The following is a 24,352-nucleotide window of genomic DNA, read 5'->3' on the forward strand; positions in this document are numbered from 1 at the left end:
GTTCAGGCCCCGATCACGATGGTGACGTTGTGGCCGCCGAAGCCCATCGAGTTCGTGAGCCCGATGCACCCCTTGTCGGACGGTTTCAGCGCGAGCGCGGCCTGCACGTGCGTGAGCGGGCCGAGCTCCTCGTCCGGCTCGGTGAGTCCGTGGGTCGGCGGTGCGGTCCGGTACCGGAGCGCCTGCAGGGTCGCGATCGCCTCGACTGCGCCCGCGGCACCGAGCAGATGCCCGACGTAGGACTTGGTGGAGGAGATCGGGATGCCCGCCAGAGCGTCCCCCAGTGCGCGGCGCAGTGCGGTCGACTCCGCGGCGTCGTTCAGCCGGGTGCCGGTGCCGTGCGCGTTGATGTACGCCACGTCCCGCGCGTCGATCCCGCTGTCCGCGAGCGCCGCGCGGACCGCGGCCGCGGCGAAGGCGCCGGACGGTTCTGGGGCCGTGACGTGGTGGTGATCGCTCGTCACGCCGTAGCCGAGGATCTCCCCGAGCACCGGGGCGCCGCGGGCCCGGGCGGTCTCCGCCTCTTCGAGGACGAGGGCGCCCGCGCCTTCGCCGAGGATGAACCCGTCCCGTGTGCGGTCGAAGGGCACCGACGTCCCGGTCGGCGACAGTGCTCCGCTGGAGGTGAACATCGCCTGAGTGAAGTCGCTCGTCGCTGCCTCGGCACCACCGACGATAGCGGCGTCGGCCTCTCCTGAGCGGATGACCCGGGCGCCGGCGACGATCGCCTGCGCTCCGCTGGAACAGGCGGTGGCCAGGGCGGAAGCCTCGCCGGCGAGACCGAAGCGCATCGACAGGTGAGCCGGTGCGGCATTGGCCATCAGCAGCGGGACCGTCAACGGCGAGACATACTCCGGGCCTTCTGTCCGCAGGACGTTCAGCTGGGCCTCCAGCGTGTGGAGGCCGCCGATCGCGGTGCCGACGACACAGTGCACCCGCTCGGCCGGAGCGGGCGGAGCATCGCCCCAGCCTGCCTGCCGGACGGCCTCGTCCGCAGCCGCGACCGCGAGCTGGCAGAACCGGTCCATGCGTAACGCCTCGCGCCTGCTCAGCACCTTCATGGGGTCGAAGTCGGCGCATCGGCCCAGTCCGTCGGCGATACCGCTGTCCCCGCGCACGGCACCGTGGTGGAGTGCTTCGGCCCCGGCTCCGAGAGGAGTGACCGCTCCCATTCCGGTGACTACGACGCGCCGCCTCACACTGTTTCCGCGCGCTCACAAATCACGGACAGCACGTCCGAGATCGTCACCGTGTTGACGAAATCACCGGGCTTGACGGGGATACCGAGCTTCTTCTTCACGGTCTGGCTGAGTTCCACGACGTCGAGCGAGTCGAGGCCGAGGGTGTCCAGCGTGTCGTCGAGGGACACCAAGTCCTTTTCGACGCCGATGGATTCGATCTGGTTGATCACGAACTCTTGGATGCGCGTGCGGTCGTGCGTGTGGGAATCGGTCGGCACAGTACTCTCCCCGTAATTGACCGTGTGCTCCGAGCGCGCTCTGCGGCGCGCTCTCTTAACTGGATCCCTGATCCGCGATCGAGGTGCCGCCCGGCAGCAGAGGTGCCGTCGGCGACCCGAGGTTGACAACGTCAACCAACATCCACTGTGACCCTCGGGGTTGACATCGTCAACCAGATGCACTGTGACGCTCGTCACTCATTCGAGTGAAGGAAAGGGGCGGCCTCAGCCCTTCACGGCAACCCAGTTCCGCAGAGCCAGTGCGACCAGATCGGGCATGCCTTCGACGCCGTCGACCGTGCGCGGCTCGCGCAGGCGGCGCGAGAGCGTGAGGTCCACCAGGCCGTGCAGGGCCGCCCACAGCAAGGTGCCGGCCTCCCGTACGCCGCCGGCGGCGAGTACGCCGTCACCCTTCGCCTCGATGACGAGGGTGCAGAGGACCTTCGCGCACGCGTCGGTGGCGCGCTCGAGCTCCTCGCTCGGAGTGTCGATCGCGATGTCGCCGAACATGAGGCGATAGTGGGCCGGCATCTCCCTCGCGGCCCGCACGTAGGCGATGCACGCCCGGTACAACCGCGTCCCCCCTGCGGCCTCGTCCTCCGCCCCGTGCCGCATCGCCTGGGTGAGACGGTCCATGCTCCGCGCGGCCACCGCGCTAAGCAGATCGTCCTTGTCGGAGAAGTGACGGTACGGCGCGGTCCGTGACACCCCCGCCGCCGCGCCCACCGCGCGCAGGGTCACATACTCCGGGCCCCCGCGCGTCAGTAGCGCGCTCGCCGCCTCGACCAGCGCGGACCGGGCACCACCCGTGCCGCCTCGACTGATTGTTCCCACGCGGCGAACTTTACCCAGGTTGACGCTGTCAACTTGACGGTCCTACAGTGGCGCTCCCGGCCTTGACCACTGCAGGAAGGGCTTTTTATGAACACGCCTCAGGGTCACCCCCGTCGGTGGGTCATCCTCGGCATCATGTGCTTAGCGCTGGTGATCGCGTCTCTGGACATGCTGATCATCACGATGGCGATCCCGTCGATCAGAACTGAACTCGGCGCTACGCCAGGACAGTTGCAGTGGACGGTGGACGCCTACTCGTTGGCCTTCGCCGCCCCGATCCTTTTCGCCGGTGCGCTCGCGGACCGGTACGGCCGCCGGCGCGGCCTGCTCACCGGGCTGCTGGTGTTCCTCGCCGCCTCCGCGGCGGCCGCATTCGCCGGTTCCGCAGAAACACTCATCGCGGCCCGTGCGGGCATGGGCCTGGGCGCGGCAATGATCATGCCCTGCACGCTGGCGATCCTGGGCCAGGTCTTTCCGCCCCACGAGCGGGCCAAGGCGATGGGCATCTGGGTCGGCGTCGCCTCGCTGGGCATTCCGCTCGGCCCGATCGTCGGTGGCCTCCTCCTGGAGAACTTCTGGTGGGGTTCGGTGTTCCTGATCAACATCCCGATGATCGCCGTCGCGGTCGCCGGATGCCTGATGCTCATCCCCGAATCCCGCAACGAACGCCACACCGGCCTCGACCTGCTCGGCCTCGTGCTCACAGCCGTCGGCTCGCTCGCGCTCATCGACTCCATCATCGAGGCCCCTTCCCACGGCTGGGCCTCGCCGCGCACACTGACGTTCCTCATCGGCGGCGTGGCGATCCTGGGTGCCTTCATCGGGTGGGAGCAGCGCACCAGCAGCCCGATGCTCAGTCATGCCGTCTTCCGGGACCGCCGGTTCGGCGGACCACTCGTGACGATCTCGACCGTCTTCTTCGGGGTCTTCGGCAGCCTCTTCGTCATCACCCAGTACCTGCAGTTCACCCTGGACTACCGTCCGCTGACTGCGGGCCTGCACATGCTCGGGATGTGCACGGTCATGTTCATCGCGCCGATGGCGCCGAAGCTGGTGCAGCGGTTCGGACTGGGACCGGTGTCCGCGCTCGGCCCATTGCTGGTCGCCGTCTCTATGGCGGTCCTGGCGTTCGGAGGCGATCCGTCCAGCCTGCGGATCATCATCTCGCTCGGACTTCTCGGCTTCGGCATCGGCTTCGGCGCCCCGACCTCGGTCGACTCGGTCGTCGGTGCCGCTCCGCCGGAGCAGTCGGGCGCGGGCTCGGCAGTCGCCGACGTGGCGATGAACCTCGGCGGGGCCCTGGGCATCGCCGTCATGGGCGCCGCGGCGAGCACGACGTCGACGGGGGCCCTGAACGACGTGACGCCACCGATGATCGCCGGTGCGTGCGTGGCCGCGGCCGGTTCGCTCGTCGTCGCCGTGGTCCTCCCCCGCGGCCGTGTGCAGACGGCGGCCCCTGTGGAGGCCGTCCCGGCTCAGGCCAAGCACGGCGAGACGCCGCTCGCCGCCGACCAGGCCTGAACTCCAGGGGGTGGCGCGGGCGTTCGCGACGACGAGCCGGGCCATGCGCAGGGTGGGTCAGCGGTCAGTCAGGACCGTTCAGCAGTTCCTCAGCCCGGTTCCCTGGCCGCGGCCACCTCTCGCTCGGCGAGGCCGCACGGCCGCAGGCACGACGACGCGATGGCGGAGCATGCCCGCCGAACGGATCGGCGAACTGCTGATCCAGCTCGTGGAGGTCGTCATCCAGATACGGCACTCCCGCGAGCCGGAATCAGCCGACACGGCTCCGCGCGACGTCCCCGGTCGCCGCCAGGGCGCCGAGGGCGCCGTAGCTCGCCTGGAGCCGGCCCCGTTCAGCGCGGAAGGTGTCGAAGCGTTCGTGCCTCGCTCGGTCGGCTGACCCCCGTCGAATACGAAACCGTCATGACCACACCGGCCCTCCAGGCCGCGTGATCGAACCTGTCACCTAAACCTGCAGCAGACCCTGGATCAGTTTGGGTCGAGTTGGCAGCAGTCGACTGGGGCGAGACAGATCGGTCCCGGCAGGCTCAGCCGGAGCATGGTCGCGGGTCCACGGCCCACTGAGCGCCGGTCTCAGCACCGCGCCGATCTCGCGGGTGGTGCTGCTGATGCCTGACGAGAGGCCGCCTTCCGGCAGGCTGACTGCTTGGATGGCGGGGCCCGAGGGACGGCTGTGCCACGGCTGCTCCAGTCGGCGCCTGGCGGTTCCGTGCGCGCGGTGCGGCAAGCTCGCGAAGGCAGTGGCACGACGTCCGGACGGACGGATCTGCCAAGTGTGCAAGGAGAAGGAGCCGGGCTCGCGCAAGAAATGCGGCAGTTGCCGCCGGATGATGATTCCCACCCGGCACCTGCCGGACGGCACCTATCTGTGCCAGACCTGCGCCCCCAAGAAGCTCCAGACGTGCTGCCGCTGTGGCCGCCTGCGGCGGGCAAACGCACTGACCGCTGACGGGCCCGTCTGTGGGACCTGCTACGCGAGCCCTGCGCGCCGGTGCGGCATCTGCGAGCAGGTGGGGCCCATCAGGGTGCGGGCAAAAGGCGAGGCTCCCGACATCTGCTACCGCTGCTACATGCGGCCGGAGAAGCTCTGCACCGTATGCGGGCGGATCCGTCGCGGCCACCACATCGACCACGGCAATGGGCCGTTCCACTGCGATGGGTGCGTCCCACGCGAGGCCCGCAAGCGGCAGCTGCACGTGTGCGCATTGTGCGGCCAGGAGCGGAAGGTGGGCGTGTTCTGGCCGGTAGGGCCCGTCTGCCCCGTGTGCCACCGGACTGCTCTGACGCAGCCGGAATCGTGCACAATGTGCGGCCGGCAGCGCATTCTCGTGCGCCGCACCCCGGACGGCGGCCGGATCTGTAAGGCGTGCTCCTTCCCCAACGAGCGGCTCGATTACTGCTCGTCCTGCCAGCAACCGGCTGACCTCATGCCCGGACGCCGCTGTCCACGCTGCACCCTGCTCGCCAAGGTGACCAGCCTGCTCTCACGCGACGGAACCGCCCTCGACGCCTCCCTGCGGCCGCTCGCAGATGTACTCAGCGACGCTCCCAACCCCTACCCCGTCCTGGCCTGGCTGCACCGAAGCCCCGCCGCGCGCCTCCTGGGCCAGCTGGTAACCGCGCCCGACGAAGTCGACCACGCGGCCCTGGACGCGCTGCCCCAAGGACACGCCACCACCTACGTCCGCAGCCTGCTCACCACCGCAGGCCTACTTCCGCCACGCGATGAGAACCTCGCCCTGCTCATCAACTCGAACACCCGCCTTGCCAGCTCCCCGGCCAGTTCCAGATCGAAGAAGACCACTACGAGGAACTGCGCCGGTGCCTGAACGACCCCACGCTTCCGTCGGACGTTCGCATCGCCGCAGCCCTCATCCGCCTCTACGCCCTCCCTCTGACCCGCATCGTCGAACTCACCACCGACCACCTCCACCACGACGCGGATCACACCTACCTGACGATCATCCGCCACCCCGTCGTCCTGCCGCCGAAGCTCGCCCGCCTCATCGACGATCACCTCGAAGACGGATCCCGGCACAGCAACGAAGCCACCAGGTACCTGCTGCCGGGCCGAGCCCCCGGGCGCCCCCGCAACCCTTCGGGACTGTCCGACAAACTCAAGCGCTACGGCCTGCCCGCCCGCGCAGCCCGGAACACGGCCATGATGCAAGCGCTCGCCGACCTGCCACCCGTCGTGCTCTCCGACTTGATCGGCATCCAGCCAAGAACCGCGGAACGCTTCGCAGCCATGGCCGGCGAGAACTGGTCCGACTACCTGGCCGCGACTCGCCCGCACCAGACGATAGGACGGGACGTGGCTGGAAGGAGTTGAAGGAGCGGCCCCGAGTCTAGGTCGTCCGGGAACATGAAGGATGCATCCGGATGACTGGCACCTCACCCTGGACATGGACGCGTTCCTTGCCCAAGCTGGGCACTTCCTGCGCTCGCGCGCTGCCCTGCATAACACGCCGCTGACGGACATCGAGAAGCTGCGGACACACAGGGCGGCCGAGTCCGACGTCGAAGCCACCATTTTCAGCGAGAAGCCGAGGTCGTAGCCCCGGGATCTCGCCCAGTCTTCGAAGGCCCCCGGGGCCTCGAACGCCTCGTGGACGGCGATGTATGCGCGCCTGGCTGCTGTGGGACGGTGGTCCCCTGGGGCCGGGACGGCCTGGATCCGCGGTGAAGTAGCGGCAAGTTGCCGACCGATCTTCGAAGGTGCCGGCTGCGCCGGCCGAGGGCTGCGAGTGTGTCAGCGCTCGATCCGCTGCCTGGCCTCGTCGTTCTCGGCGCTGCCAGCAGCTGGTGGCAGGCTGTCGAGCGCGGCCATTTGCTCCGGGGTGAGTTCGACGCCGTCGGCGGCGATGTTCTCCTCGAGGCGCGTCACCTGCTTGGTTCCTGGGATCGGGACGATGTGCTCCCCCTTGGCCAGCAGCCACGCCAGAGCGACCTGGGCGGGCGTGGCCCCGACCTCGTCGGCGAGCGCCCGGACTTCGTCGGCGAGAGCTAGGTTGCGGTAGAAGTTCTCCCCCTGGAAGCGGGGGCTGGTCCGGCGCCAGTCGTCTTCAGCGAACTGCTCGGGGGAGCGGATCGTGCCGGTGAGGAAGCCGTGGCCGAGCGGAGAGTACGGCACGAAACCGATACCCAGTTCCTGCAGCGTGGGCAGCACGCGCTCCTCGACCTCACGGTTCCACAGCGAGTACGACGATTGGACCGCGGTCACCGGGTGTACGGCGTGGGCCCGGCGGATCGTTTCGGGGCCAGCCTCGCACAGGCCGAGATGCCCGACCTTGCCCTCCTGCACCAGCTCCGCGACCGTGCCGGCCACGTCTTCGATCGGCGTGCCCGGGTCGATGCGGTGCTGGTAGTACAGGTCGATGTGGTCGGTACGCAGCCGCTTGAGGGAGCCTTCGACAGCGGTACGGATGGTGGCCGGGCTGCTGTCGAGGACATGGGTGCCCCGCTCCGGTGCGGCGTGCGAGATCAGGCCGAACTTGGTGGCCAGCACGACCTCGTCACGGCGGCCCGCCAGCGCCCTGGCGACGAGTTCCTCGTTGACGTAAGGGCCATAGACCTCGGCGGTGTCGATCAGAGTGACGCCCCGGTCGACGGCCCGCGCGATGGTGCGGACGGATTCGGCGTCGTCGCTGCCGGCGCCGGTGTAGTAGGAGGACATGCCCATCGTGCCCAGGCCGATACGGGCGACCTTCAGATCTCCCAAAGTGGTGTGCTTCATGATGACCTTCTTGGAGTGGGCGGATACGGCCCGCCGCAGATTGCGACACGCTGCGGACGGCGCTGCTGCTCGGACACCCATGTCATTGCACCGGATGTCACCGGGCGAACAGCCGTCTCCAGGGAATCTCGTTTCGCTGTCCGGTGGCAGTGTCTGGTCTTCCAGGTAACGCCAGTACCTGCCTCGCAACCGGGGCCCGCCGTCGTTGTGGATGCTCTTGGCGCACCGCTGCGCCAAGCCGTACGGAACGCCGACGTCAGGCGCGCGCCGGGCGGTCCTGTGGGGCATGTGTTCCGCTGCGGACCCGGGCTGTGTCCACCGCCTCGTCGGTGAGCCGTAGCAGATCGGTGACCGGTAGTGACCGGGCGGGCCGCTTCTCCCGTGAGAACTTGGTGGCCAAACGTTGCAGGAGCTCGTTCACGGGGGTCGGGACGCCGTACAGCCGGCCCAGCAGGACGATCTCACCGTTGAGGAAGTCGGCCTCGATCGTGCCCGTGCCGCGAGCCAGGGACTGCCAGGAGGAGCCACCGCCTCCCTGGGCCCATTGGACCTTGGCGCCGCGTGCGTCGTGCTGTTCTTGCGCGCTCGCATACGGGATGCCGGCGGCCTCGAGTACTGTCTCGCCCTCGGTGCGTACCTGCGCGTACAGTCGCCGGCCTCCGTCACCTGGGACCGGCCCGCTCAACGCGTCGATCGCGTTGGCGAGGTTGCCCAGCAGTTTGGCGTACTGCCAGCGCGCCACGTCTGGCACCACGGGGGCTTCGAAGCGCGCTGTCTCCAGGTCGGCGGCGATCCGGCGGACGGTGTCATCGATGCCATGGGGGTGCCGCCCGAGGTGCAGGATGCCGCTGAGCGGAGCGCCCGACGCGGAGACGACACCCGGTTCCACGAAGGTGGCCGGCAGCCAGACGCAGACGCCGTACACGTGCCGGAAGCGGCGCAGGGCGATCCGCTGGCTCTCGACGCCGTTCTGCGCGCACACCACGGGAAGCCTTTCCGCGGCCGTGCCGCCGCCTTCCACCGGTGCCTGGCCCCAGGTGTCCAGGGCGCCCTCGCAGTCCTGTGTCTTGACGGTCAACACGAGCACGTCCGTGGCGCGCAACGCGCCCAATGTCTCCGGAGCGTCGACGACGGGGAGTCGGTGGACGCGCTCGCCGTCGGGGGCACGGAAGCGCAGGCCGCCCGATTTCAGCGCCGCGTACTGCGTGCCCCTGGCGACCAGGACCACTTCGTGCCCTGCCTCAGCCATCCGCGCCCCGATGGTTCCGCCGATCGCTCCCGCTCCGATGACGATGTAGCGCGTGCCGCTGCCGCCGTCGGCGGGGCGGGAAGACGTGTCCATCGTGCGCTTGCCGATGCCGGATCCTTCGGAATGTCCAAGAGCCGTCTGCTTCATGATCACTTTCCCGGGTCGGAGGCGGTCGCCGCCGCTGGTTACTGGCGGCCGGCGGTGTCGCCGATGCGTCGGCGCCGGCCGCCCTAACAGCCACCTCCAGCAAATCCTGCTTCCCCTACAGGTGGCAGTGCCTGGTGTTACAGGTAATGGCAGTACCTGTCTCGCCCCAGGACGCTCGCTTACCGTGGAGAGATGGACGACCGAGCCGAGATCAGGGAGTTCCTGGCCTCCCGCCGGGCCCGCATCACCCCCGAGGAGGCGGGACTGCCCGCCTACGGCGGCCACCGGCGGGTCAAGGGGTTGCGCCGTGAAGAGGTCGCGATGCTGGCCGGTGTCTCGGTCGACTACTACGTGCGACTGGAGCGAGGCAATCTCTCGGGTGCTTCAGACAGCGTCCTAGACGGCGTGGCCCGCGCCCTCCACCTCGACGACGCCGAACGCCAGTACCTGTTCGACCTCGCCCGGCGCACCTCCCCACCCACTACGGCCCGCCGCCGCACCGCGGCGAAGCGCCTCCGGCCCGCCCTGCAGTACATGTTGGACGCCATCACGGACGCACCTGCGTGGGTCCACAACGACTGCCAGGACCTGCTGGCCGCCAACGACCTGGCACAGGCCCTCTACGCCCCACTTATCGCGGACCCGCGCCGCCCCGCCAACATCGCCAGGTTCATCTACCTCGACCCAGCCGCCCGCAACTTCCTCCCCGACTGGGACAAGGCCGCCAACGACGTCGCCGCAATGCTCCGTGGGGAGGCCGGCCGAAACCCCTACAGCAAGGACCTCACCGACCTCATCGGGGAACTGTCCACCCGCAGCGAGATCTTCCGGAGACGCTGGGCAGACCACGACGTCCGGCAACACCGCACCGGACCCAAGAAGATCCATCATCCGGCCGTCGGGAACCTGGAGCTGAACTTCGAGACCATGTCCCTGAATTCCGACCCCAGCCTCACGCTCGTGATCTACACCGCCGTCCCCCACAGCCCCAGCGCCGACGCTCTCCGTCTCCTGGCCACCTGGGCCGCCACCCAGAACCAGTCGCAAGCCGACCTTCACGAACGCCTCACGTAAACAACGGTGGCAACGCAGGCGCTGGACGTGAACTGCGCTGCCCATCTTGAACGGAGAGCCGCTCGCAGTCCGAATCGGCCGGCTCTGCGTCCACCTCGTGGTTCCTTGACCGCCCGTCAACGCCGACCGGTCAGCTAACGCTCGACCGAATGATCCTGCCCGCAGACGCCACGGGTCCATGAGCGGCGCCTTCACGACGCGCGTACCCGTGCACAGACCGGAGCGGGGCCAAGAGCGGCGCCGGGAATCCTCAGGAGAGCGCGGTCTTGGCCGAGTTCCAGAGCACGCCGCGGTTCACGCGGTCGGGATAGAGGCGGAGCATCGACGTGTAGAGGTCGGTGTGGTCGTTGGCCGTCGCCGCCGCGGCGGTGAAGTCCTCGATGTAGCGGCGGGTGCGCCCCACGTCGTCGGGGCTGTCCGGGTCGCCGTCGCGCTTGTGGCCGGAGACCACGGCGCTCGGGCGCAGTGCCTCGATGACGTCCAGGGCGCGCAGCCAGTGCTCCGTGCCGTCGCCCTTGGCCTCGCCGAGGTACAGGTGGACGTCGCCGTAGACGGCGTCGCCCGCGACCACCAGTCCGAGGGTGGGCACGTGCAGGGCGCTGGTGCCGTCGGTGTCGGTGTGGCCGAGTTCGATCGCTCGCAGTTGCTCGCCCTCCAAGTCGATCCGGCCGTCGGACAGCGGCTCTGGGACGAGGTGACGGTCGGGGAGCTGGTCGGGGAAGCGGGGCTGCCAGAACCCGTCGAACCAGGCGGATCCCCACTGCGCCCCAGCGTGGGCCGCGACGTCCGGTGCGGCGACCAGCCGGGCCTGTGGGAAGCGGTCGAGTACTGCGGGCGCCCCGAAGAAGTGGTCGCCGTGCGCGTGCGTGACGAAGATCGTGGTGACGTTCTTGCCCTGCGCCGCGACCCAGTCGGCCAGGCGGCGCGATTCGTCCACGGTCAGCAGCGGGTCCACGAGCACCGCGTCACGTTCGCCGTAGATGAGCGTCGACGATGTCGGGGACCACATCCGCTGATCCTCGCCCGGTGGGAGGTCGTCGGACACCGCCGGCTTCGACGGAGCGACGTGGACGGTGTAGGCGAGTGCGGTCATCACGACTCCCGCGGTCTCGGACCGTACAGCGGCCGGGCCAGCCAACAAATGAGGCCGAGCCACGGTGGCCGGAAATGTGCTGAATTCGACCTTCAGGCGCTTTCGACAGTAGCCGGGTCCGAGCGCCGGTACCACTTTGCCCTGCCGATCTCCAACGAGGCGCTGACCTACGACACGATCTTGCTCGCCAGCCATTCTGGAACGCCATAGGGTCCAGTGATCACGACGAAGCCCACCGACTCCCATGGCTCCAATGGCTCCGGACAGTCACCGCCATGCCACGAGCAGCATCGGTACCACTGAACGCGACTACGACGCTGCCTCGGCTCCGCAGTCGCAGCCAGCACCACTCGGCTCGCCGCACGCCGAACCGCCGGGTTTACTGCGCCTCTCGAATACCGAGCCTTCGCCAGTAAGCCCGGGAGACCGAGGACGCCATCGTCGGCGCGTTCACCGGCTCCCCGGCGGCGCCCCGCACCCTGCTGCTGGGCCGCTACGACACCGACGGACGCCTGCGCTACGTCGGACACAGCACCACGCTCCCGCAGACCGCAGGCCGGGCGGTCGCCGCTCTGCTCACCCCGTCCGGCGACGACCACCCCTGGACGGGCTGGACGTTCTCCGCCGGATGGGGCTCGCGAGAGAGCTTGCACGTCCGCTGCTGCGATCACCGCTGTGAGGGCTGGTGCCGGGCTTCGCCCTCACAGCGATGATCATCTATGTCAGGTCTTCAGCGGCTGTCTGCCGGCTGTGTCCGGCATCGGGTTCCAGTCGGTGATGGCGAACAGCCACAGGCCGTTCCGCTTGAAGACGGTGAAGTTCTGCCGCTGGCCGGTGCGGCGGAAGCGGATGGTGCCGCCGCGGACGTCGTAGGGGTCTTCCGCGGTCATGTCGACCGTTACCGGGCCCGCCGCTCCCTTCCGGTAGGCGCGGATGAGCCGGCGGGCGCCGGCTGCCTCGTCGCGGCGTGCGAACCAGTGGTTGTGCCAGGACAGGTCCTCCAGACCCTCCGTGTCGCCGTCACGTACCCGCTCGATGAACAGACGCATGTAGAGCTTGAGGGTGTCGGGGGCGGTCTTGTCACCGGTGAAGGTCACCGCGGGCAGCCCCGTCCGGGCTGCCCGGCGGTAGTCCCACTGGGTGCGCGGCGCGCCCCACGCCGCCGTTCCCGCTGCCAGCAGGACGACCAGGGTGAGGGCGGACCACAGCACGTAGCTGCGCTTCGTTTTCACGTCAGTACCAATGCGGGGTGATGTGGGCGACGTAGACCGTGACGCCCTTGCGGCGCTTGATGATCGCGGAGAGGGTGGTGTTCCTGTACTTGCTGGAGTGCTGGTAGACCTTGACGGAGCCCGTCGTGGAGCCGGCGCTGTAGATCACGCCCGCGTGGTCGAGGTTGGAGTCCCCGTCTCCCGCGTATTCCAGCAGCATGATGTCACCGGGCACGATGTTGCTGATGCTCTTGACCCAGGTGACGCTGTCCTCGTTGCCCATGAAGTTGGCGAAGTTGTTCGCGGCCGACCAGGAGTAGGTCATGTCGGACTTGGACTTGCGCCACCATTCGTAGGGACTGCGCTTGATGTCGACGACCGACCCGTACTCCATGTGCGCGCCTCCGCCCCGATTGAGGGCCTTGGACGCGAAATTGGTGCAGTCGGTTCTCAGTTCGTCCTTGTCGTTGTAGTGCTTCGACGCCCAGGTGGCCACGCCGCTTCGGGTGAAGGACGCGTAGCTCGCGGTGGAGACGCCGCTCGCCGCCGGGAGGGAGTCACCGTCGGTGTAGAAGGCGTCCATGGCGGGTGCGGTGGTGTCGGTGTCGCCGTCGTCGAGAGAGACCTGCGCCGCCGCCCTGTCGGAGGAGGGCAGGCTGGTCAGGAAGTCGTCCGCGGCAAGTCGCTGGGAGAGCACGGGTACCGTGCCGCTGGTGTCGAAGGTGTAGACCTCGTAGGCGTTCTCCTCGTTCTGGGCGCTGCCGTCGGTCATCGTGGCGGTGCCGGTGTGGTGCGTGTAGACGAAGTCGGAGGTGTCGCCCGAGGGGCCCGCGGTGGTGCCGGCCAGGGTGACGGTGATGGCGGTGTAGCCGAGTCCGTCGCCCGCGTAACGAGCCTTCTCGGCGAGCAGGTCGTCCTCCTCGGCGTGCAACTGGGTGCTGAATGACGCTCCGTCGGCCTTGGCCGCTACGGCCGCGTCGGCGTTCGCGTAGGTTCCGGTCAGCAGCCCGCTGCGCGCGTCGAGGTACTGCTGGACGATGGATTGGTACGCGGTGGTGCTCGAGGCGTGTGTCGCAGCGGGCACGGTCAGAGCGGACGTTGCCGCCGCGCTGGTGCCGTTGCCGGTGGTCGCGGTGACGGAGACGGTGTACCCGGTGCCGTTGGCCAGACCGGTGAGCACGGCCGTGGTGCCGACGGTCGCGGCGTCGACCGTGGTCTGGGCGGCTTGGGTGGTGGTACCGGCGGCGTAGGCGGTGACCTGGTAGGAGGTGATGTCGCCGGAGTAGCCGGTGTTCTCGGGGGCGTTCCAGTGCACCAGCAAGCCGGCGGCGGTCGGCGTCGCAGTTACGGCGGTGGGGGCGTCCGGGGCGCCGGGGGCGATGTAGGTGACGGTGAGCTTGGTGCCGGAGGCCGGGTAGGTGGTCCCCGTGCTGGTGTCGGAGTCCTCATCGGCGGCTTGGAGGGCGAGCCCCTGGTCGGGGTTCGATCCGTCGAGCCAGAGGCGTACGGCGGAGGTGACGTCGAGCGCGGCCGGGTCGGCGGCGCCCAGGTCGAGCGGGTCGCCGCTGGCGGCCGTGACGAGGTCGGTGCCGCTGCCTGTGCTCGACCAGTCGGCGTTCAGCGGGCGGACCTCGACGTCGTGCGCTTCACAACTACCCAGGCACCCGGCCGTGCCCATGCTGAGGGTCGCCGAGGTGATCTGCGCCCCGGCGGGCAGAGCGGACAGGTCGGGGCGGACGTAGCTGCGCCAGTGCGTGGTGCCGGAGGCTCCTACCTTAAGGGTGGCGGCTGCCGATCCGGTGCACGCGGCGCCGGAGCAGTCGGTGGCGCCGACGTCCACGGTCGCCTGCGTGAGTGCGGTGCCGCTGATGACCTTGGTCGTCGTGGTCGGTGCCGTCGTCGCCTGGGGCAGATGGACGGTGAAGTTCTGCAAGGCGGTGTAGCTGGAGCAGCGGCTGTTGGAACAGGCCCGCATCTTCCAGGTGTAACCGGCTCCGTCGCTCAGCAGGCCGACCGGGACCTGGACGGCCGCGCGGGCGCCGTTGTCCGCTCCCACCGTGGCCAGGGGGCTGCCGCCCAGGGTTGCCCCGGTGCCGTCGTACAGCAGGAATTCGGCCTGGACCGTGTCACCGGAGGGGGCCGAGACGACGCCGGACAGGATCGGGGTGAGGGTCTGGGCCGCGCCGGTCTGGGGCGCGGTCGGCAGGTCCGCGGCGGGCTTGGGCGCCTTCGAGGTGTCGACGTCGAAGGTCAGCCAGCCGGACCACGCCGAGTAGTCCGTGCCGTCGTAGCCGCGGACCCTGAACTTGTAGGTCTTCTTGTCGGAGAGCAGACCCGTGGGAACGCTCCAAGTGGCTTTCGTTCCGGCGGCCACGGAGGCTCCGGAGCCGGTGGTCAGCACGGTGCCGTTGCTGTCGGCGACGGAGAACTGGGTGGTGAGGCTGTTGGAGTCGGCGTCCTTGACCAGGGCGGACAGTGCCGGAGTGGTGGACGTGACATACGAGGCGTCGCCCGAGGTGCTGCCCGGGATGGCCTGCAGACCCGACGGCTTGGCGGGCAGGGTGTTGTACGTGACGGAGAGGGTGGGCTCGCGGGTGGCGGTGTAGCAGACGCTGTGCGAGGAGTCCGGGTTCATCGAGCAGAAGCGCTTGCCGTAGGTGTAGTCGCCGTCGGCGTTGTTCAGCTGGATGCCGTGCTGTTCGTGGGTGCCCTCCACCCAGCCTTTGATGATCTTGGTGATGTCGATGGTCTCGGAGCCGTTGCCACAGCCGTCCGTCTCGTCACCGTGGTTGAAGCTGTCGCTGATCCACCACGATCCCGCGTAGTCGGCGGCCGGCTTGTTGGACCACACCGTCGAACCGGAGAAGTTGCCGTTCAGCGGATGGACCGACATCGGCTGAGGCGTGCACGTGTTGGCGTCGTACTGGTAGAGCTTCAGGTTCGCGCTGACGACGTGCTTGCCCTGAATGGCGTCGGTCTTCCAGTTCAGGAAGGAGCGGTAGTTGGTGGTGCCGTTGTCGAACGTGCCCACCATCAGCCGGTAGTTGCTGATCTGGGGTGTGGTGCTGCCCGTGTAGACGTAGGTGTCGCCGTTGCGGCTGAGCGAGGAGATGTCCGGGTCGATCGTCACCGGGTAGACCGTGTGCGGGCTGTCCAGGAACTTCATGGAGGGCCGCAGCCGCATCCGCGGGGTGCCGTCCTGGCTCTTGGTCAGGGTGGTGGCCACTGTGTGCTCGGCATCGGGGAGCTGCTCGGCACCGTGTGCGGAGTCCCACATCGTGAACTGGTGCGCCGAGGCGACGGTGGCACCCGATGCCTTGCTGTGCAGCGCGATCGCACCGTTGGTGGACTGGTGGGCGCTGAGGCTGCCGCCGAGGAGGAGGGGAAGCGTGAGGGAGACCCTCTTCGTCGGACGCTTGGTGAGCACGACGTGCGCGGTGAACCCGGTGGCGGTGGTCGATACGACCAGCCGTTCGGCGGCCGCGACCCGGAATGTCGCCACACCGCCGCGGATTGTGGGGGCGGGGAGCTTCGAGGGCCAGCCGACCCCAACCTTCGAGCCGTCGGCCTGGGTCATGGTGGCGGCGGTTCGGGAGCCACCGCCGGATATGCGGATGTGGACCGGCGAGTTCTTCGGGACCCAGCCGGAGGTGGAGCGCTTGAGCGCCAGGTCGACGGCGCTGTAGGTGCCGTCGGGGTCGGCGACGCGCTGCTGGCCCTCGGATATCCGCGTGGTGAGCGTGCCGTCAGGGTTGGCGAACGTGGTGGAGAACTCGTCGTCCAGGCCCTCGATGTGGACCTGTTCGCCGGTGTCCGCGGCTTTGGACAGGGCTGATGCCGCGTCACCGGTCGTGGGGTCCGTCTGTTCACCGCTCTGCGACAGGGCGGGAACGGCCATGGCCGTTCCTCCGCCTCCGCCTGCGAGCATCATGTCGAGCGTGAGAGCGGCGGCCACGATTACCGCGGAGTGTCTCAGGCGCCTGGCGAGGTGCAAAGTGCTTCCCTTGATCAAGGACGAGAGTCGGTGAATATTCACAAGGGATTCATGTCGCCTTCAAGATGTTGAGGGGTCTACTTACCTCATCCTTACCGCATTGTCTGTGGTCAGAGCCTCGCGAGGGTTTTGGTGCCTTGCTTGGCGGGCGCGTCCGCATGGGCGGTCAGGAGGGCGGAGGCCCTAACGAGTTGGTGCGTGATAACGGGTGGGCATGCTCGTGTGGTGAGGGGCACGGTCGATCGGGCGGTGTTGGCGCATCCGTTGTTCACGGGCGTTTCGATGGCTCATCTTGGGTCGCTGGTCGAGGAGTTGGCTCGGCCATGGGCAGCCGCGGTGGAAGGTCGGCGTTTCCAGCAACGAGGCGGTCCGAGGAGACGTGCGCAGGGTGCCGGTGCCGGCTATCGACGAGATCCACCGCCTCAACCCCCACACCACCACCGGCGCCCAAACCGCCGACCTGCTCAAAGACCTCAGCGAACGCCTCCCCGCGACCTTCGTCTACGCCGGCATCAACGTCACCGAAACCCCTCTTCACCGGCACTCGCGGCGCCCAACTCGCCGGACGCGCCACGCTTGTCGACTGCGGCCCGCTCCCCGCCCGCCACGGCACCCGCCAACCCTTCCGCGACGTCACCCGGCACCCTCCCCCGCCACACCCCCTACCTCCACCAGCGCACCGCCAGGCAGCACCTCGCCGAGACCGGCGGCACCCTCCCGCCCAGCCCGGCACGGTCGTACGCCAAGGCGAGGACCTCGGCCGATGGGTACGCCCCCAGCAGCTCGCCTTCGACAAACTCACCAGCGCCCAGCAATGGATGCTGGAACACATCCTCGGCATCCAGCCCCCCGGCGACGACGAGAAACCGACGCCGCGACGCAGCCCAAGCCGACAAATGGGCCCTCAACTACGAGGCCGCCCGACAGTTCTTCGAGCGCGAAGGGCACCTGCGGGTGCCGAGGAAGCACATCGAACGGATCGTCGTCGACGGCGACCAAGACGGCGACAGCCACGACGAGAACGACGGCTGCGGCAGTGAAGGGGCAGAGGAACATCACCTGCGGCTAGGGGCATGGGTCAGCAACCAACGCTCCAGAACCGCGACCCTCTCCCCCGACGGCGTGGAACAACTGGCCGCCATCGGCATGCGGTGGACGTGACCGCCCCCCAGGGCGCAGCGGCTGCCGTATGAAGGGTACATATGGCGTACGAAAGGCGTACGCATTGAGTCCTCTCGTTAGTGTCGTCAGGCCGCAGGCCTTGGCGTCGCGCCCCTCTTGCCGGGGATGTCCCTGGAACGACCAGTGGTACTGGCAGCTGTACACCGTCGTCGCCGAGGGGTGCGCCGGGTGCCTGCTGGGTCTCCGTGCTGGATCCCTCCGTGGCAGGTCCCCCCTCTCCCCTGCCAGCATCGCACCGACTGCCGGCACCCCGGAACGCGCGGTCGAGCGTCCGCATCGACGCTCACGGCACCGCGGCTAACGCGGCGCCCCAAGCGCGGCGCCACAGGCCCGCTTCCTCACTGAGTCGGTCCGCCTCGTCCGCTCCCGCGCCAATCTCAGCCTCGCGTCATGGCCGCCGACCCGGAGGCCGCGGCACCGGCGGCACCGGCGGCGACGCCGTGGGCGGCGGGGACGGCGCGAGACGAGCGGCCAGGGCGGCCGCGGTGGCAACGGCGGCAACGGGTGACCAGCCGGGCCGAGTTGCACTGGCGGCGGGGGCCGAGGGCCCCACGGCGTCCTGCCCTACGACTCGGGCGGCAAGACCGTCCCCGGCTCCTTCCGGCTCGGCGTCTCGCCGGGGATGCGGGCTTGGCGGAACCTTGAGCGGTTCGAGGGGCGTTTGTCGCTGCGGTCGTGGTTGTACCGCATTACCGCACCGTCACCGCCTAAAACAGGCCACGAGCAGACCAAACACGGGGCTGGTCACCCTGCTGCGGCCGAAGGCCCCGCGGATGGCCGAGCCGCTGGTCGAGGAGATCTTCGCCGCGCTGGACGAGCAGACCGTGACCGTTCCGGGGACCGACGCGGCCGCGCTGATCGTCCCGAGCCTGGCCGGATCGCTGGCCGCTGTCCGTGACCAACGCAAGTTGCTGGCCGGGCCGATCGAGGAGCTCCTATAGGCCCACCCTCTTCGAGAATCCTGACGTCGATGCCGGGAATCGCCGTCCGGACCGGAGCCCGCATCTTGATCGCGGTCGGCGACGGCAGCACCTTTCCGACCGCCGGCCACCTCGCCGCCTACGCCGGCCTCGCCCCCGCGACCCGGATCGTGACCTAGCTATCACTCATGCACACCCCTACCGCTCAGCCCGCCCTCGACCGGACGAAGCTACCGGCCTTGGACCTTGACCAGACACGTAGGGGCACCCACCCCCGGCTCACCCGTCCGGACGGCTCACGGAATAGCCCGGAGAGGCCCTAGGTTGACGCCGACCAGACGTATGCGTGTGCATCGACCCGAAAGGCAGGGCCTGTCGTGAAGATTGGCATCATCGGCGCGGGCAACATCGGCGGCAACCTCACCCGGCGGCTGACCGCCCTTGGTCACGACGTCTCCGTGGCGAACTCCCGTGGCCCGCAGACCCTCACAGGACTGGCCGAGGAGACCGGAGCGACGCCGGTGCCGGTGGAGGAGGCGGCGCGTGGCGCGGAGATCGTCGTCGTCACCGTTCCCCTGAAGGCCGTCCCGAACCTGCCCTCCGGCCTGCTCGACGGGGCCGCCGAGGGCGTCGTGGTGATCGACACCGGCAACTACTACCCGCAGCAGCGCGACGGGAGGATCGCCGGGATCGAGGACGAGGGCCTGACCGAGAGCCGCTGGACCGAGCGGCAGATCGGGCACCCCGTCGTCAAGGCCTTCAACGGCACCTTCGCCATCGACATCCTGGAACGCGCGCGCCCGGCCGGCGCCCCCGACCGGCAGGCCCTGCCGGTGGCGGGCGACAACGAGGCAGCCAAGCGGAAGGTCAGGGCACTGATCGACGAGCTCGGCTTCGACACCGTGGACGCCGGCGGGCTCGACGACTCCTGGCGCCAGCAGCCGGGCACCCCTGTGTACGGCCTGCGCGAGGGCGTCGACGGAGTGACGAAGGCGCTGGCCGCGGCAAGCCCCGAGCGTACGGCGGAGTGGCGGGCCTGACTCGATCGGCTCAGACGATCCCCAAAGACCGGTACGGCGCCCTCCGGCAACTCGATCCCGGCCAGATCCCCCGGGTGACTTGAAAGCGAAAAACTCCCTGTCACGGCGACGCACGGAAGACCCCCCTGATCACAGGTCCGGACAAGTCGCTCGCTGGTTCGCACCGCATCGTCCGCTTCGGTGCGGGCCGGTACTACTTTCGAGGGCCCTGGCGTGTCGGCAGGGTGCGGTGATCGGGGGCAGCAAAGGATCACTTCAAGATCCAGTACCTGGTTGAGGGAGTGGCCGATGCCGGAGGCGAAGAAGACGAGTTCAGCGAGGAAGAGGACGACGGCGGCGAAGGCGGCGGCCAGGAAGCCGGCGCCGGGCGAATCCGACGGCACGGGCCCCGGACGCGCCGTGCCGAGCGTCCCGCTGGTGGCGAGCGTCCCGCTGGTGCCGGACGGTTCTGCAGCGGCCGCACCGGCTTCCCCAGTCGATCTGGGGGCGGAACTGTCGCTGCCGTTCGAGCAGATCATCGGCGGACCGCTGCAGGGGGTCATCCGGTCCAGCGCGATGGCCGCGAACGAGACCGCACAGTTCATCAAGAGCGTGGGCTTCAAACAGGACGGCCACCCCGAAACGGTGGCGTTCTCCTACACCTCGACGGAGCCCACGCAAACCGATGGCACCACCGGGAAGAACAATGTGGTGAGGAAGGTGGAGGTGCCCCTTCTCACGGTGGTGCCGATCCCCTACCTGCAGCTCTCCAAGGTGACGCTCGACTTCAATGTGAAGATCGACTCGGTCTCGACCCGGAAGCAAGAGCAGAAGATCGGGGCCGAGACGTCGGCGAGTGGCGGCTTCTGGGGCGTCAAAGCCTCGCTCAAGGCCAGCTACGATTCCAGCAGTTCGAGTTCCGAGACGGTCAGCCGGAGTGCGTCGATGTCGGTCCATGTGGAGGCTGAGCAAGGGCCGATGCCGGGCGGCATGGAGAAGATCCTTTCGATGCTGACCGACAATGCCGTCACCGTGAAGCCGGACGGCTCATAGACGGGCTGACGGGGCTCCGGCGCCGCATCCTCATGCGTTCGTCTCCGACAAGTCCAGGTGCGGCGCTGTCTCATCTCGGGCCCCGTACCGTCCCCGCGGGCCATCGGTATCCGGCGCCCGAACCGCGCCTGAGGGTGTGTCCGCCGTGCCCACCTACCCCTCGTATTTCCCCCGGTCGGGCTCCTTGCGGTTGCCCCGGGCGGGTAACAGCCAATCAAGGAGCAAAGTGAGCGAGTTGACGGTACGTCGGCTCTTGCAAGGGCTGCAGCAGGCCGTGGCCGAAGCCGACCAGGCGGTACGCCGGGCCCAGGAGCCGGACAGCGACTGTGTGGGAATCCAGCCGCAGATGGTCATCGACGACGTCACCTTCACCCTCTCCTTCGTCGCCGACCCGGTCGCTCCCTCGGCTGTGTCCGCTCCCGGCCAGGTTGGGGAAGAAGTCCCTATCGCCGTCGACCAGCAGGCCCTCGCCGATGCCACGCACGTGCACACCGTCTCCCTCACCGTTCGCAACCGACCGGTGGAGCGCCTCGAAGTCAACGGCCGCCATCACATCGTCCCCGCCGGAATCGCGGGAGGCGAGCGATGAGCGACGACGACGTCCCGGTCGGCGCACTGCTCGGCGCGGCGTACCAGGCGGTGGTCCACGGGCAGAACCTGGCCGCACGCGAAGCGGTCGAGCTGGTCCGGGATCTCGGATTCGAGAAGGACGGCACCGCGAAACCGTTCCGCTTCGCCTACCAGCGCACGGAGGCCACGCAAGACGGCCCGCAGGTGCGTACCGTGCATGCCACCGTGCCGCTGCTGTCGCTGATCAACCCGCCGGCCATCAGCATCGACAAGGCCGCGATCAGCATGAGCCTGCACCTGATCAGCCAGGGCACCGAGACCGGGCCCGCCCATGCCTCGCTGGCAGGCGGCGAGGTGCCGGCGGTGGAGGGGACGACGCCCAGACTGAAGGGGCGCATTGTCCACCGAAGCGACAGCAACGCCGTCCTGACCATCGAGTCCACCCTCAAGCAGCGCGACCTGCTGGAAAGCAGCCGGCTTTCGCAGTTGCTGGACGCAGCGGTCAGCGACCATGACAGCGTCTGGTACGAGGTGCTCGATCAGGCGGAGGCGTTCCGCGCGGCTGCTGCAACGTTCATCGACACCGTCGCCCGCACCGGCCCCACCGGCGACGGCGAGGGGGTACGGGAGTGGCTGCAGCAACTGTGGCAGTTGAAGGAGAGCGTCACGGATGCGGTGAGCGCCTACCGCGACGGACTGATGGAGAAGATTCCCCAGCTCCACCAGAGCTGGAACACCCAGTGCGAGAACCTGAAGTGGATCGACCGGCATACCGAGCCGGAGACCATGGCGCAGCTACGCCGGTCGTTCATCGCGGCCGCCAGAAACGTGTGGAATGCACTCCTGCCGGGCGCGCCGGTCGCCGAATTCGGCCCGCCCACCCTGGATCAGCTGCGCGTCCGGTTCGAGGCGGCCGTCTCCGCGCTGGCTGATGCTCCACCGGGATTGGAAGGTATGCCTGAGCGGCTTCGCGACCTCGAAGCGGCCGTTGCCCAAGGCTGCATCGCTCGCAAGTACGAGCAGCCGCAGGACGTCGTCACCAGAACTGCGAATCGCTACGACGAAACCGCTACGGCGATCCGGGAGATGTGGAACCCGTCTGTCCAAAGCGCCGAGTCCCGGGAAGCACAAGACGAGCTGGCCGCAGCCGCCGAGAAGATGTGGGACGCGCTCGGGCCCCGTATGGTGCCGGTCGACTTCCGCACCGACAGCCGAATGAGCACCAGCGAGATCGAAGAGTGCACGCGACTGCTGGGGGAGCTTGCCGAGCTGGGAAAGCAGCTCATGGAACTTTATGACAATCCGAGGAACCCCCTCAACGAGATGTGCACGGCCAGCAAATGGGCCGGAAAAGCATGGAATGCCTCCAAAGAGGATTTGCAGCTCGGGAAGCAGATCCCCGACAACACCAGGAAAAAGGTCATCGAAAGTTTCGGCCACTCCAACTCACTTATCGAGCAGGCCAACTGGACCGTGGACGCATACAGCAAGTTGCAGCGGCTCCAACCTGCCACATGGAATTCCGCCGCTCGGGCCTGGAACAAGGCAGCCCGCCAGTTCTGGAGGCACCTCATCGACACCAACGGCCACCCGCTCACCGACCTCGCCTGCATCGAGAGCAGTTCGTGAGCTGCGCGGACGACACCGGCCCTGGCCAGATGCCCGCACTCCGCACGGAATCAGAACAGGTCCCAAGTCAGGCCACGCCCCTGACCGCGCTCCTCGCCCAGGCCTGCCACACGGTGCTGGACGGACACATCAGCGCGGTAGGCGCCGGACTGGCCAGCGCGGCCCACACCCTGCTCACCTGCGACGACGACGGTCGCCCGCAGCCCGTCGCGCAGACGGCAGCCGCCGGCCCGGCCCGCCGCACCCGACACATCGCTCTCGCCGACCTGCGCGGATGGCCCCTCTACAGCGTCGAATCCGCTCGCCTCACCCTTCACCTGACCATCCCCGCACCCCCCGGACCGGACAACGTCCTGCACCCCGCGATCCCCACGTCGACCGCCACCGCGACCATGACCGCCACCATCCGGCTCAGCACCCGGCCGGGCCCCCCGCCCCTCGCCGACGAACTCGTCGCGGCCGCACTCACCCCCGCCCCACCCACCACCGACCGGACGTCTGCGCCGGCCCGGCGGGCCGTAGCGGCCTTCAGGCACCTGCCGAGCCTCTACCGCTCCATCGAGCGGCTGAACACCCAAGCCCCCGGCCACCGGGCCGCCACCGCGTCCGTGCGGGCCGCACAAGACCTGGCCGCGGCCGTGTGCACATGGTGCGCGGGCGGGCCACCGGTCGACCCACGCCTCATCACACACGCTCCCCACCCCGAAAACCTCGACCCGAACGCCCCACCGGCCCTGATTGCACTCGCCACCGCAGTATCGAAACTCGTTCACCAGATCGAGCACGGCAGCTCAACCCCGGAGTCCTGATCCGGACCCCGGCGAACCGTGGTGAGCCGTGAGCGGCTCCCGCCGACGTCCGGCGGACCCGGACAACACACCGACTTCATCCCGGTGGTCCACGTCCCCGACCCGGTGCCAACCGCCGAAGAGCAGGCCTGGAACTCCAAGCGGCCCTTGCCGTCAGCGCCTGCGGAGCTCCTCGGACCAGTTCCGGAGTCGGTCCTCGATGGCCAGGTTGTCACCGCGTGCCACGGTCTGCAGCAACTGGGCGCACACGGTCGCTTCGGCAGCAAGGCCAGCCGGGCTGCCCAGGATCGGGAAGACATTGCGGACGCGGGCCGCGGTGTCCGGCTGGAGCAGGGTGTCGGCGTAGAGCGTGGCGGCGTCAAAGCCTTCTGGCGCGCGGCCCCAGCCCTCCCAGTCCAAGAGTCGAAGGGGCTTGGTGAGGTTTGCCCAGTGCACGTCGGAGTGGGCGGTGGTCCAGCAGGTGACGGCGGGTGCCGGGATGCCTACGAACTGGGGGATCGCCCGGTCCATGTACTGCTGGCGTACGGCGACTCGGTCGGTGTCGACGGCCGAGACCTTCTCCAGCGTGCCGGCGAGCTCCTGCCACCAGCAGTCCGGCAGCTGAAGGTCGTGCTGGAGGATCGGGTCGTCGGACAGGACCGGCTGGTCGACGCGCACCGAGAGTTCCACCCGGTAGGCGGTGCCGTCGTCGACGGCGTCGTGGACGGCCAGGAGCGCGGGCCGGTGCCCGTCGAGGTCGCCGAAGGCGTGCTGGGCGTCGAGGGCGCCGTCCCACAGTTTCCCCGATGCCTTGTCTGCCGGTGCGGACACCAGCCGCAGCCACGCCGGTAACCGGCCTTCGTGGAGACGCGC

Annotated in this window: 21 protein-coding genes and 2 pseudogenes; 12 read left to right on the forward strand and 11 right to left on the reverse strand. The window is 68.8% G+C overall.

The window, feature by feature from the left end; translation table 11 throughout:
- Window positions 1-2 precede the first annotated feature (2 nt).
- The 3 genes from PV343_RS03570 to PV343_RS03580 all read right to left on the reverse strand — a co-directional run bounded on the left by PV343_RS03570 (window position 3) and on the right by PV343_RS03580 (window position 2,293).
- Complete coding sequence (locus PV343_RS03570; protein WP_319145277.1) at window positions 3-1,199, reverse strand: beta-ketoacyl-[acyl-carrier-protein] synthase family protein; 1,197 nt, start codon at window positions 1,197-1,199, stop codon at window positions 3-5.
- The gene (locus tag PV343_RS03575) at window positions 1,196-1,459 is read right to left on the reverse strand and encodes an acyl carrier protein (protein WP_319145278.1); all 264 of its coding nucleotides are present in this window, start codon (window positions 1,457-1,459) and stop codon (window positions 1,196-1,198) included. The genes PV343_RS03570 and PV343_RS03575 overlap by 4 nt, the downstream gene beginning before the upstream one ends.
- 225 nt (window positions 1,460-1,684) lie before the next feature.
- The gene (locus PV343_RS03580) at window positions 1,685-2,293 is read right to left on the reverse strand and encodes a TetR/AcrR family transcriptional regulator (protein ID WP_319145279.1); all 609 of its coding nucleotides are present in this window, start codon (window positions 2,291-2,293) and stop codon (window positions 1,685-1,687) included.
- An 87-nt stretch (window positions 2,294-2,380) separates the two neighbouring features.
- Between PV343_RS03580 and PV343_RS03585 the strand changes: the two genes are divergently transcribed.
- Window positions 2,381-3,814 (forward strand): MFS transporter, encoded by a 1,434-nt coding sequence (locus tag PV343_RS03585; RefSeq protein WP_319145280.1) that lies wholly within the window; start codon window positions 2,381-2,383, stop codon window positions 3,812-3,814.
- Window positions 3,815-3,983: 169 nt separating this feature from the next.
- The gene (locus PV343_RS03590; RefSeq protein WP_319145281.1) at window positions 3,984-4,193 is read left to right on the forward strand and encodes a hypothetical protein; all 210 of its coding nucleotides are present in this window, start codon (window positions 3,984-3,986) and stop codon (window positions 4,191-4,193) included.
- 1,105 nt (window positions 4,194-5,298) lie between these two features.
- On the opposite strand, the gene PV343_RS03595 is transcribed toward PV343_RS03590, so the two are convergent.
- A complete protein-coding gene (locus PV343_RS03595) occupies window positions 5,299-5,484 on the reverse strand; it encodes a hypothetical protein (RefSeq protein ID WP_319145282.1) in 186 nt (61 codons plus the stop codon).
- A gap of 8 nt (window positions 5,485-5,492) precedes the next feature.
- Entirely contained in the window at window positions 5,493-5,831 is a 339-nt protein-coding gene (locus PV343_RS03600; RefSeq protein WP_319145283.1) for a hypothetical protein, read from the reverse strand.
- Window positions 5,832-6,186: 355 nt separating this feature from the next.
- On the opposite strand from PV343_RS03600, the gene PV343_RS03605 reads away from it, so the two are divergent.
- Window positions 6,187-6,372 (forward strand): hypothetical protein, encoded by a 186-nt coding sequence (locus PV343_RS03605; RefSeq protein ID WP_415923447.1) that lies wholly within the window; start codon window positions 6,187-6,189, stop codon window positions 6,370-6,372.
- 194 nt (window positions 6,373-6,566) lie between these two features.
- Here PV343_RS03605 and PV343_RS03610 read toward each other — a convergent pair whose 3' ends face one another.
- Window positions 6,567-7,550: an aldo/keto reductase gene (locus tag PV343_RS03610; protein ID WP_319145284.1), complete on the reverse strand. Its 984-nt coding sequence runs from the start codon at window positions 7,548-7,550 to the stop codon at window positions 6,567-6,569.
- Between the two features lie 256 nt (window positions 7,551-7,806).
- Window positions 7,807-8,892: a ketopantoate reductase family protein gene (locus tag PV343_RS03615; RefSeq protein ID WP_319145285.1), complete on the reverse strand. Its 1,086-nt coding sequence runs from the start codon at window positions 8,890-8,892 to the stop codon at window positions 7,807-7,809.
- A 246-nt stretch (window positions 8,893-9,138) separates the two neighbouring features.
- On the opposite strand from PV343_RS03615, the gene PV343_RS03620 reads away from it, so the two are divergent.
- A complete protein-coding gene (locus PV343_RS03620; RefSeq protein WP_319145286.1) occupies window positions 9,139-10,020 on the forward strand; it encodes a helix-turn-helix transcriptional regulator in 882 nt (293 codons plus the stop codon).
- Window positions 10,021-10,270: 250 nt separating this feature from the next.
- Here PV343_RS03620 and PV343_RS03625 read toward each other — a convergent pair whose 3' ends face one another.
- From PV343_RS03625 to PV343_RS03635, 3 genes are all read right to left on the reverse strand, one after another.
- Window positions 10,271-11,113, reverse strand: a complete 843-nt coding sequence (locus PV343_RS03625; protein WP_319145287.1) for an MBL fold metallo-hydrolase — start codon at window positions 11,111-11,113, stop codon at window positions 10,271-10,273.
- A gap of 722 nt (window positions 11,114-11,835) precedes the next feature.
- On the reverse strand, window positions 11,836-12,345 hold the full coding sequence (locus PV343_RS03630) for a hypothetical protein (protein ID WP_319145288.1): 510 nt from the start codon (window positions 12,343-12,345) through the stop codon (window positions 11,836-11,838).
- Between the two features lies 1 nt (window position 12,346).
- The gene (locus tag PV343_RS03635) at window positions 12,347-16,222 is read right to left on the reverse strand and encodes a DNRLRE domain-containing protein (protein WP_319145289.1); all 3,876 of its coding nucleotides are present in this window, start codon (window positions 16,220-16,222) and stop codon (window positions 12,347-12,349) included.
- Window positions 16,223-16,706: 484 nt separating this feature from the next.
- Here PV343_RS03635 and PV343_RS03645 point away from each other — a divergent pair.
- The 8 genes and pseudogenes from PV343_RS03645 to PV343_RS03680 all read left to right on the forward strand — a co-directional run.
- Window positions 16,707-17,002: pseudogene (locus PV343_RS03645) on the forward strand (ATP/GTP-binding protein); the annotation flags it as partial.
- Window positions 17,003-17,266: 264 nt separating this feature from the next.
- The gene (locus tag PV343_RS03650; RefSeq protein WP_319145520.1) at window positions 17,267-17,479 is read left to right on the forward strand and encodes a helicase associated domain-containing protein; all 213 of its coding nucleotides are present in this window, start codon (window positions 17,267-17,269) and stop codon (window positions 17,477-17,479) included.
- Window positions 17,480-18,240: 761 nt separating this feature from the next.
- Window positions 18,241-18,587, forward strand: a pseudogene (locus PV343_RS03655) (transposase); the annotation flags it as partial.
- Between the two features lie 210 nt (window positions 18,588-18,797).
- Window positions 18,798-19,460 (forward strand): NADPH-dependent F420 reductase, encoded by a 663-nt coding sequence (locus PV343_RS03660; protein WP_319145290.1) that lies wholly within the window; start codon window positions 18,798-18,800, stop codon window positions 19,458-19,460.
- A 288-nt stretch (window positions 19,461-19,748) separates the two neighbouring features.
- Window positions 19,749-20,492 carry a DUF2589 domain-containing protein gene (locus PV343_RS03665; RefSeq protein WP_319145291.1) on the forward strand — a complete coding sequence of 248 codons (744 nt, stop codon included), beginning with the start codon at window positions 19,749-19,751 and terminating at the stop codon, window positions 20,490-20,492.
- Window positions 20,493-20,718: 226 nt separating this feature from the next.
- Window positions 20,719-21,081, forward strand: a complete 363-nt coding sequence (locus tag PV343_RS03670) for a hypothetical protein (RefSeq protein ID WP_319145292.1) — start codon at window positions 20,719-20,721, stop codon at window positions 21,079-21,081.
- Window positions 21,078-22,691: a DUF2589 domain-containing protein gene (locus PV343_RS03675; protein ID WP_319145293.1), complete on the forward strand. Its 1,614-nt coding sequence runs from the start codon at window positions 21,078-21,080 to the stop codon at window positions 22,689-22,691. The genes PV343_RS03670 and PV343_RS03675 overlap by 4 nt, the downstream gene beginning before the upstream one ends.
- A gap of 29 nt (window positions 22,692-22,720) precedes the next feature.
- The gene (locus PV343_RS03680) at window positions 22,721-23,500 is read left to right on the forward strand and encodes a hypothetical protein (protein ID WP_319145294.1); all 780 of its coding nucleotides are present in this window, start codon (window positions 22,721-22,723) and stop codon (window positions 23,498-23,500) included.
- Window positions 23,501-23,653: 153 nt separating this feature from the next.
- On the opposite strand, the gene PV343_RS03685 is transcribed toward PV343_RS03680, so the two are convergent.
- Window positions 23,654-24,310, reverse strand: a complete 657-nt coding sequence (locus PV343_RS03685) for a hypothetical protein (RefSeq protein WP_319145295.1) — start codon at window positions 24,308-24,310, stop codon at window positions 23,654-23,656.
- Window positions 24,311-24,352: the final 42 nt, after the last annotated feature.

The organism is Streptomyces sp. WI03-4A, assembly GCF_033792105.1.
GTDB lineage: Bacteria > Actinomycetota > Actinomycetes > Streptomycetales > Streptomycetaceae > Streptomyces > Streptomyces collinus_A.

Coding starts and splice junctions, on each gene's coding strand:
- PV343_RS03635 (WP_319145289.1), bottom strand. CDS start 16,222: ATGGCCGTTCCCGCCCTGTCGCAGAGCGGTGAACAGACGGACCCCACG.
- PV343_RS03620 (WP_319145286.1), top strand. CDS start 9,139: ATGGACGACCGAGCCGAGATCAGGGAGTTCCTGGCCTCCCGCCGGGCC.
- PV343_RS03585 (WP_319145280.1), top strand. CDS start 2,381: ATGAACACGCCTCAGGGTCACCCCCGTCGGTGGGTCATCCTCGGCATC.
- PV343_RS03625 (WP_319145287.1), bottom strand. CDS start 11,113: ATGACCGCACTCGCCTACACCGTCCACGTCGCTCCGTCGAAGCCGGCG.
- PV343_RS03680 (WP_319145294.1), top strand. CDS start 22,721: ATGCCCGCACTCCGCACGGAATCAGAACAGGTCCCAAGTCAGGCCACG.
- PV343_RS03590 (WP_319145281.1), top strand. CDS start 3,984: ATGCCCGCCGAACGGATCGGCGAACTGCTGATCCAGCTCGTGGAGGTC.
- PV343_RS03610 (WP_319145284.1), bottom strand. CDS start 7,550: ATGAAGCACACCACTTTGGGAGATCTGAAGGTCGCCCGTATCGGCCTG.
- PV343_RS03605 (WP_415923447.1), top strand. CDS start 6,187: ATGCATCCGGATGACTGGCACCTCACCCTGGACATGGACGCGTTCCTT.
- PV343_RS03675 (WP_319145293.1), top strand. CDS start 21,078: ATGAGCGACGACGACGTCCCGGTCGGCGCACTGCTCGGCGCGGCGTAC.
- PV343_RS03615 (WP_319145285.1), bottom strand. CDS start 8,892: ATGGACACGTCTTCCCGCCCCGCCGACGGCGGCAGCGGCACGCGCTAC.
- PV343_RS03665 (WP_319145291.1), top strand. CDS start 19,749: ATGCCGGAGGCGAAGAAGACGAGTTCAGCGAGGAAGAGGACGACGGCG.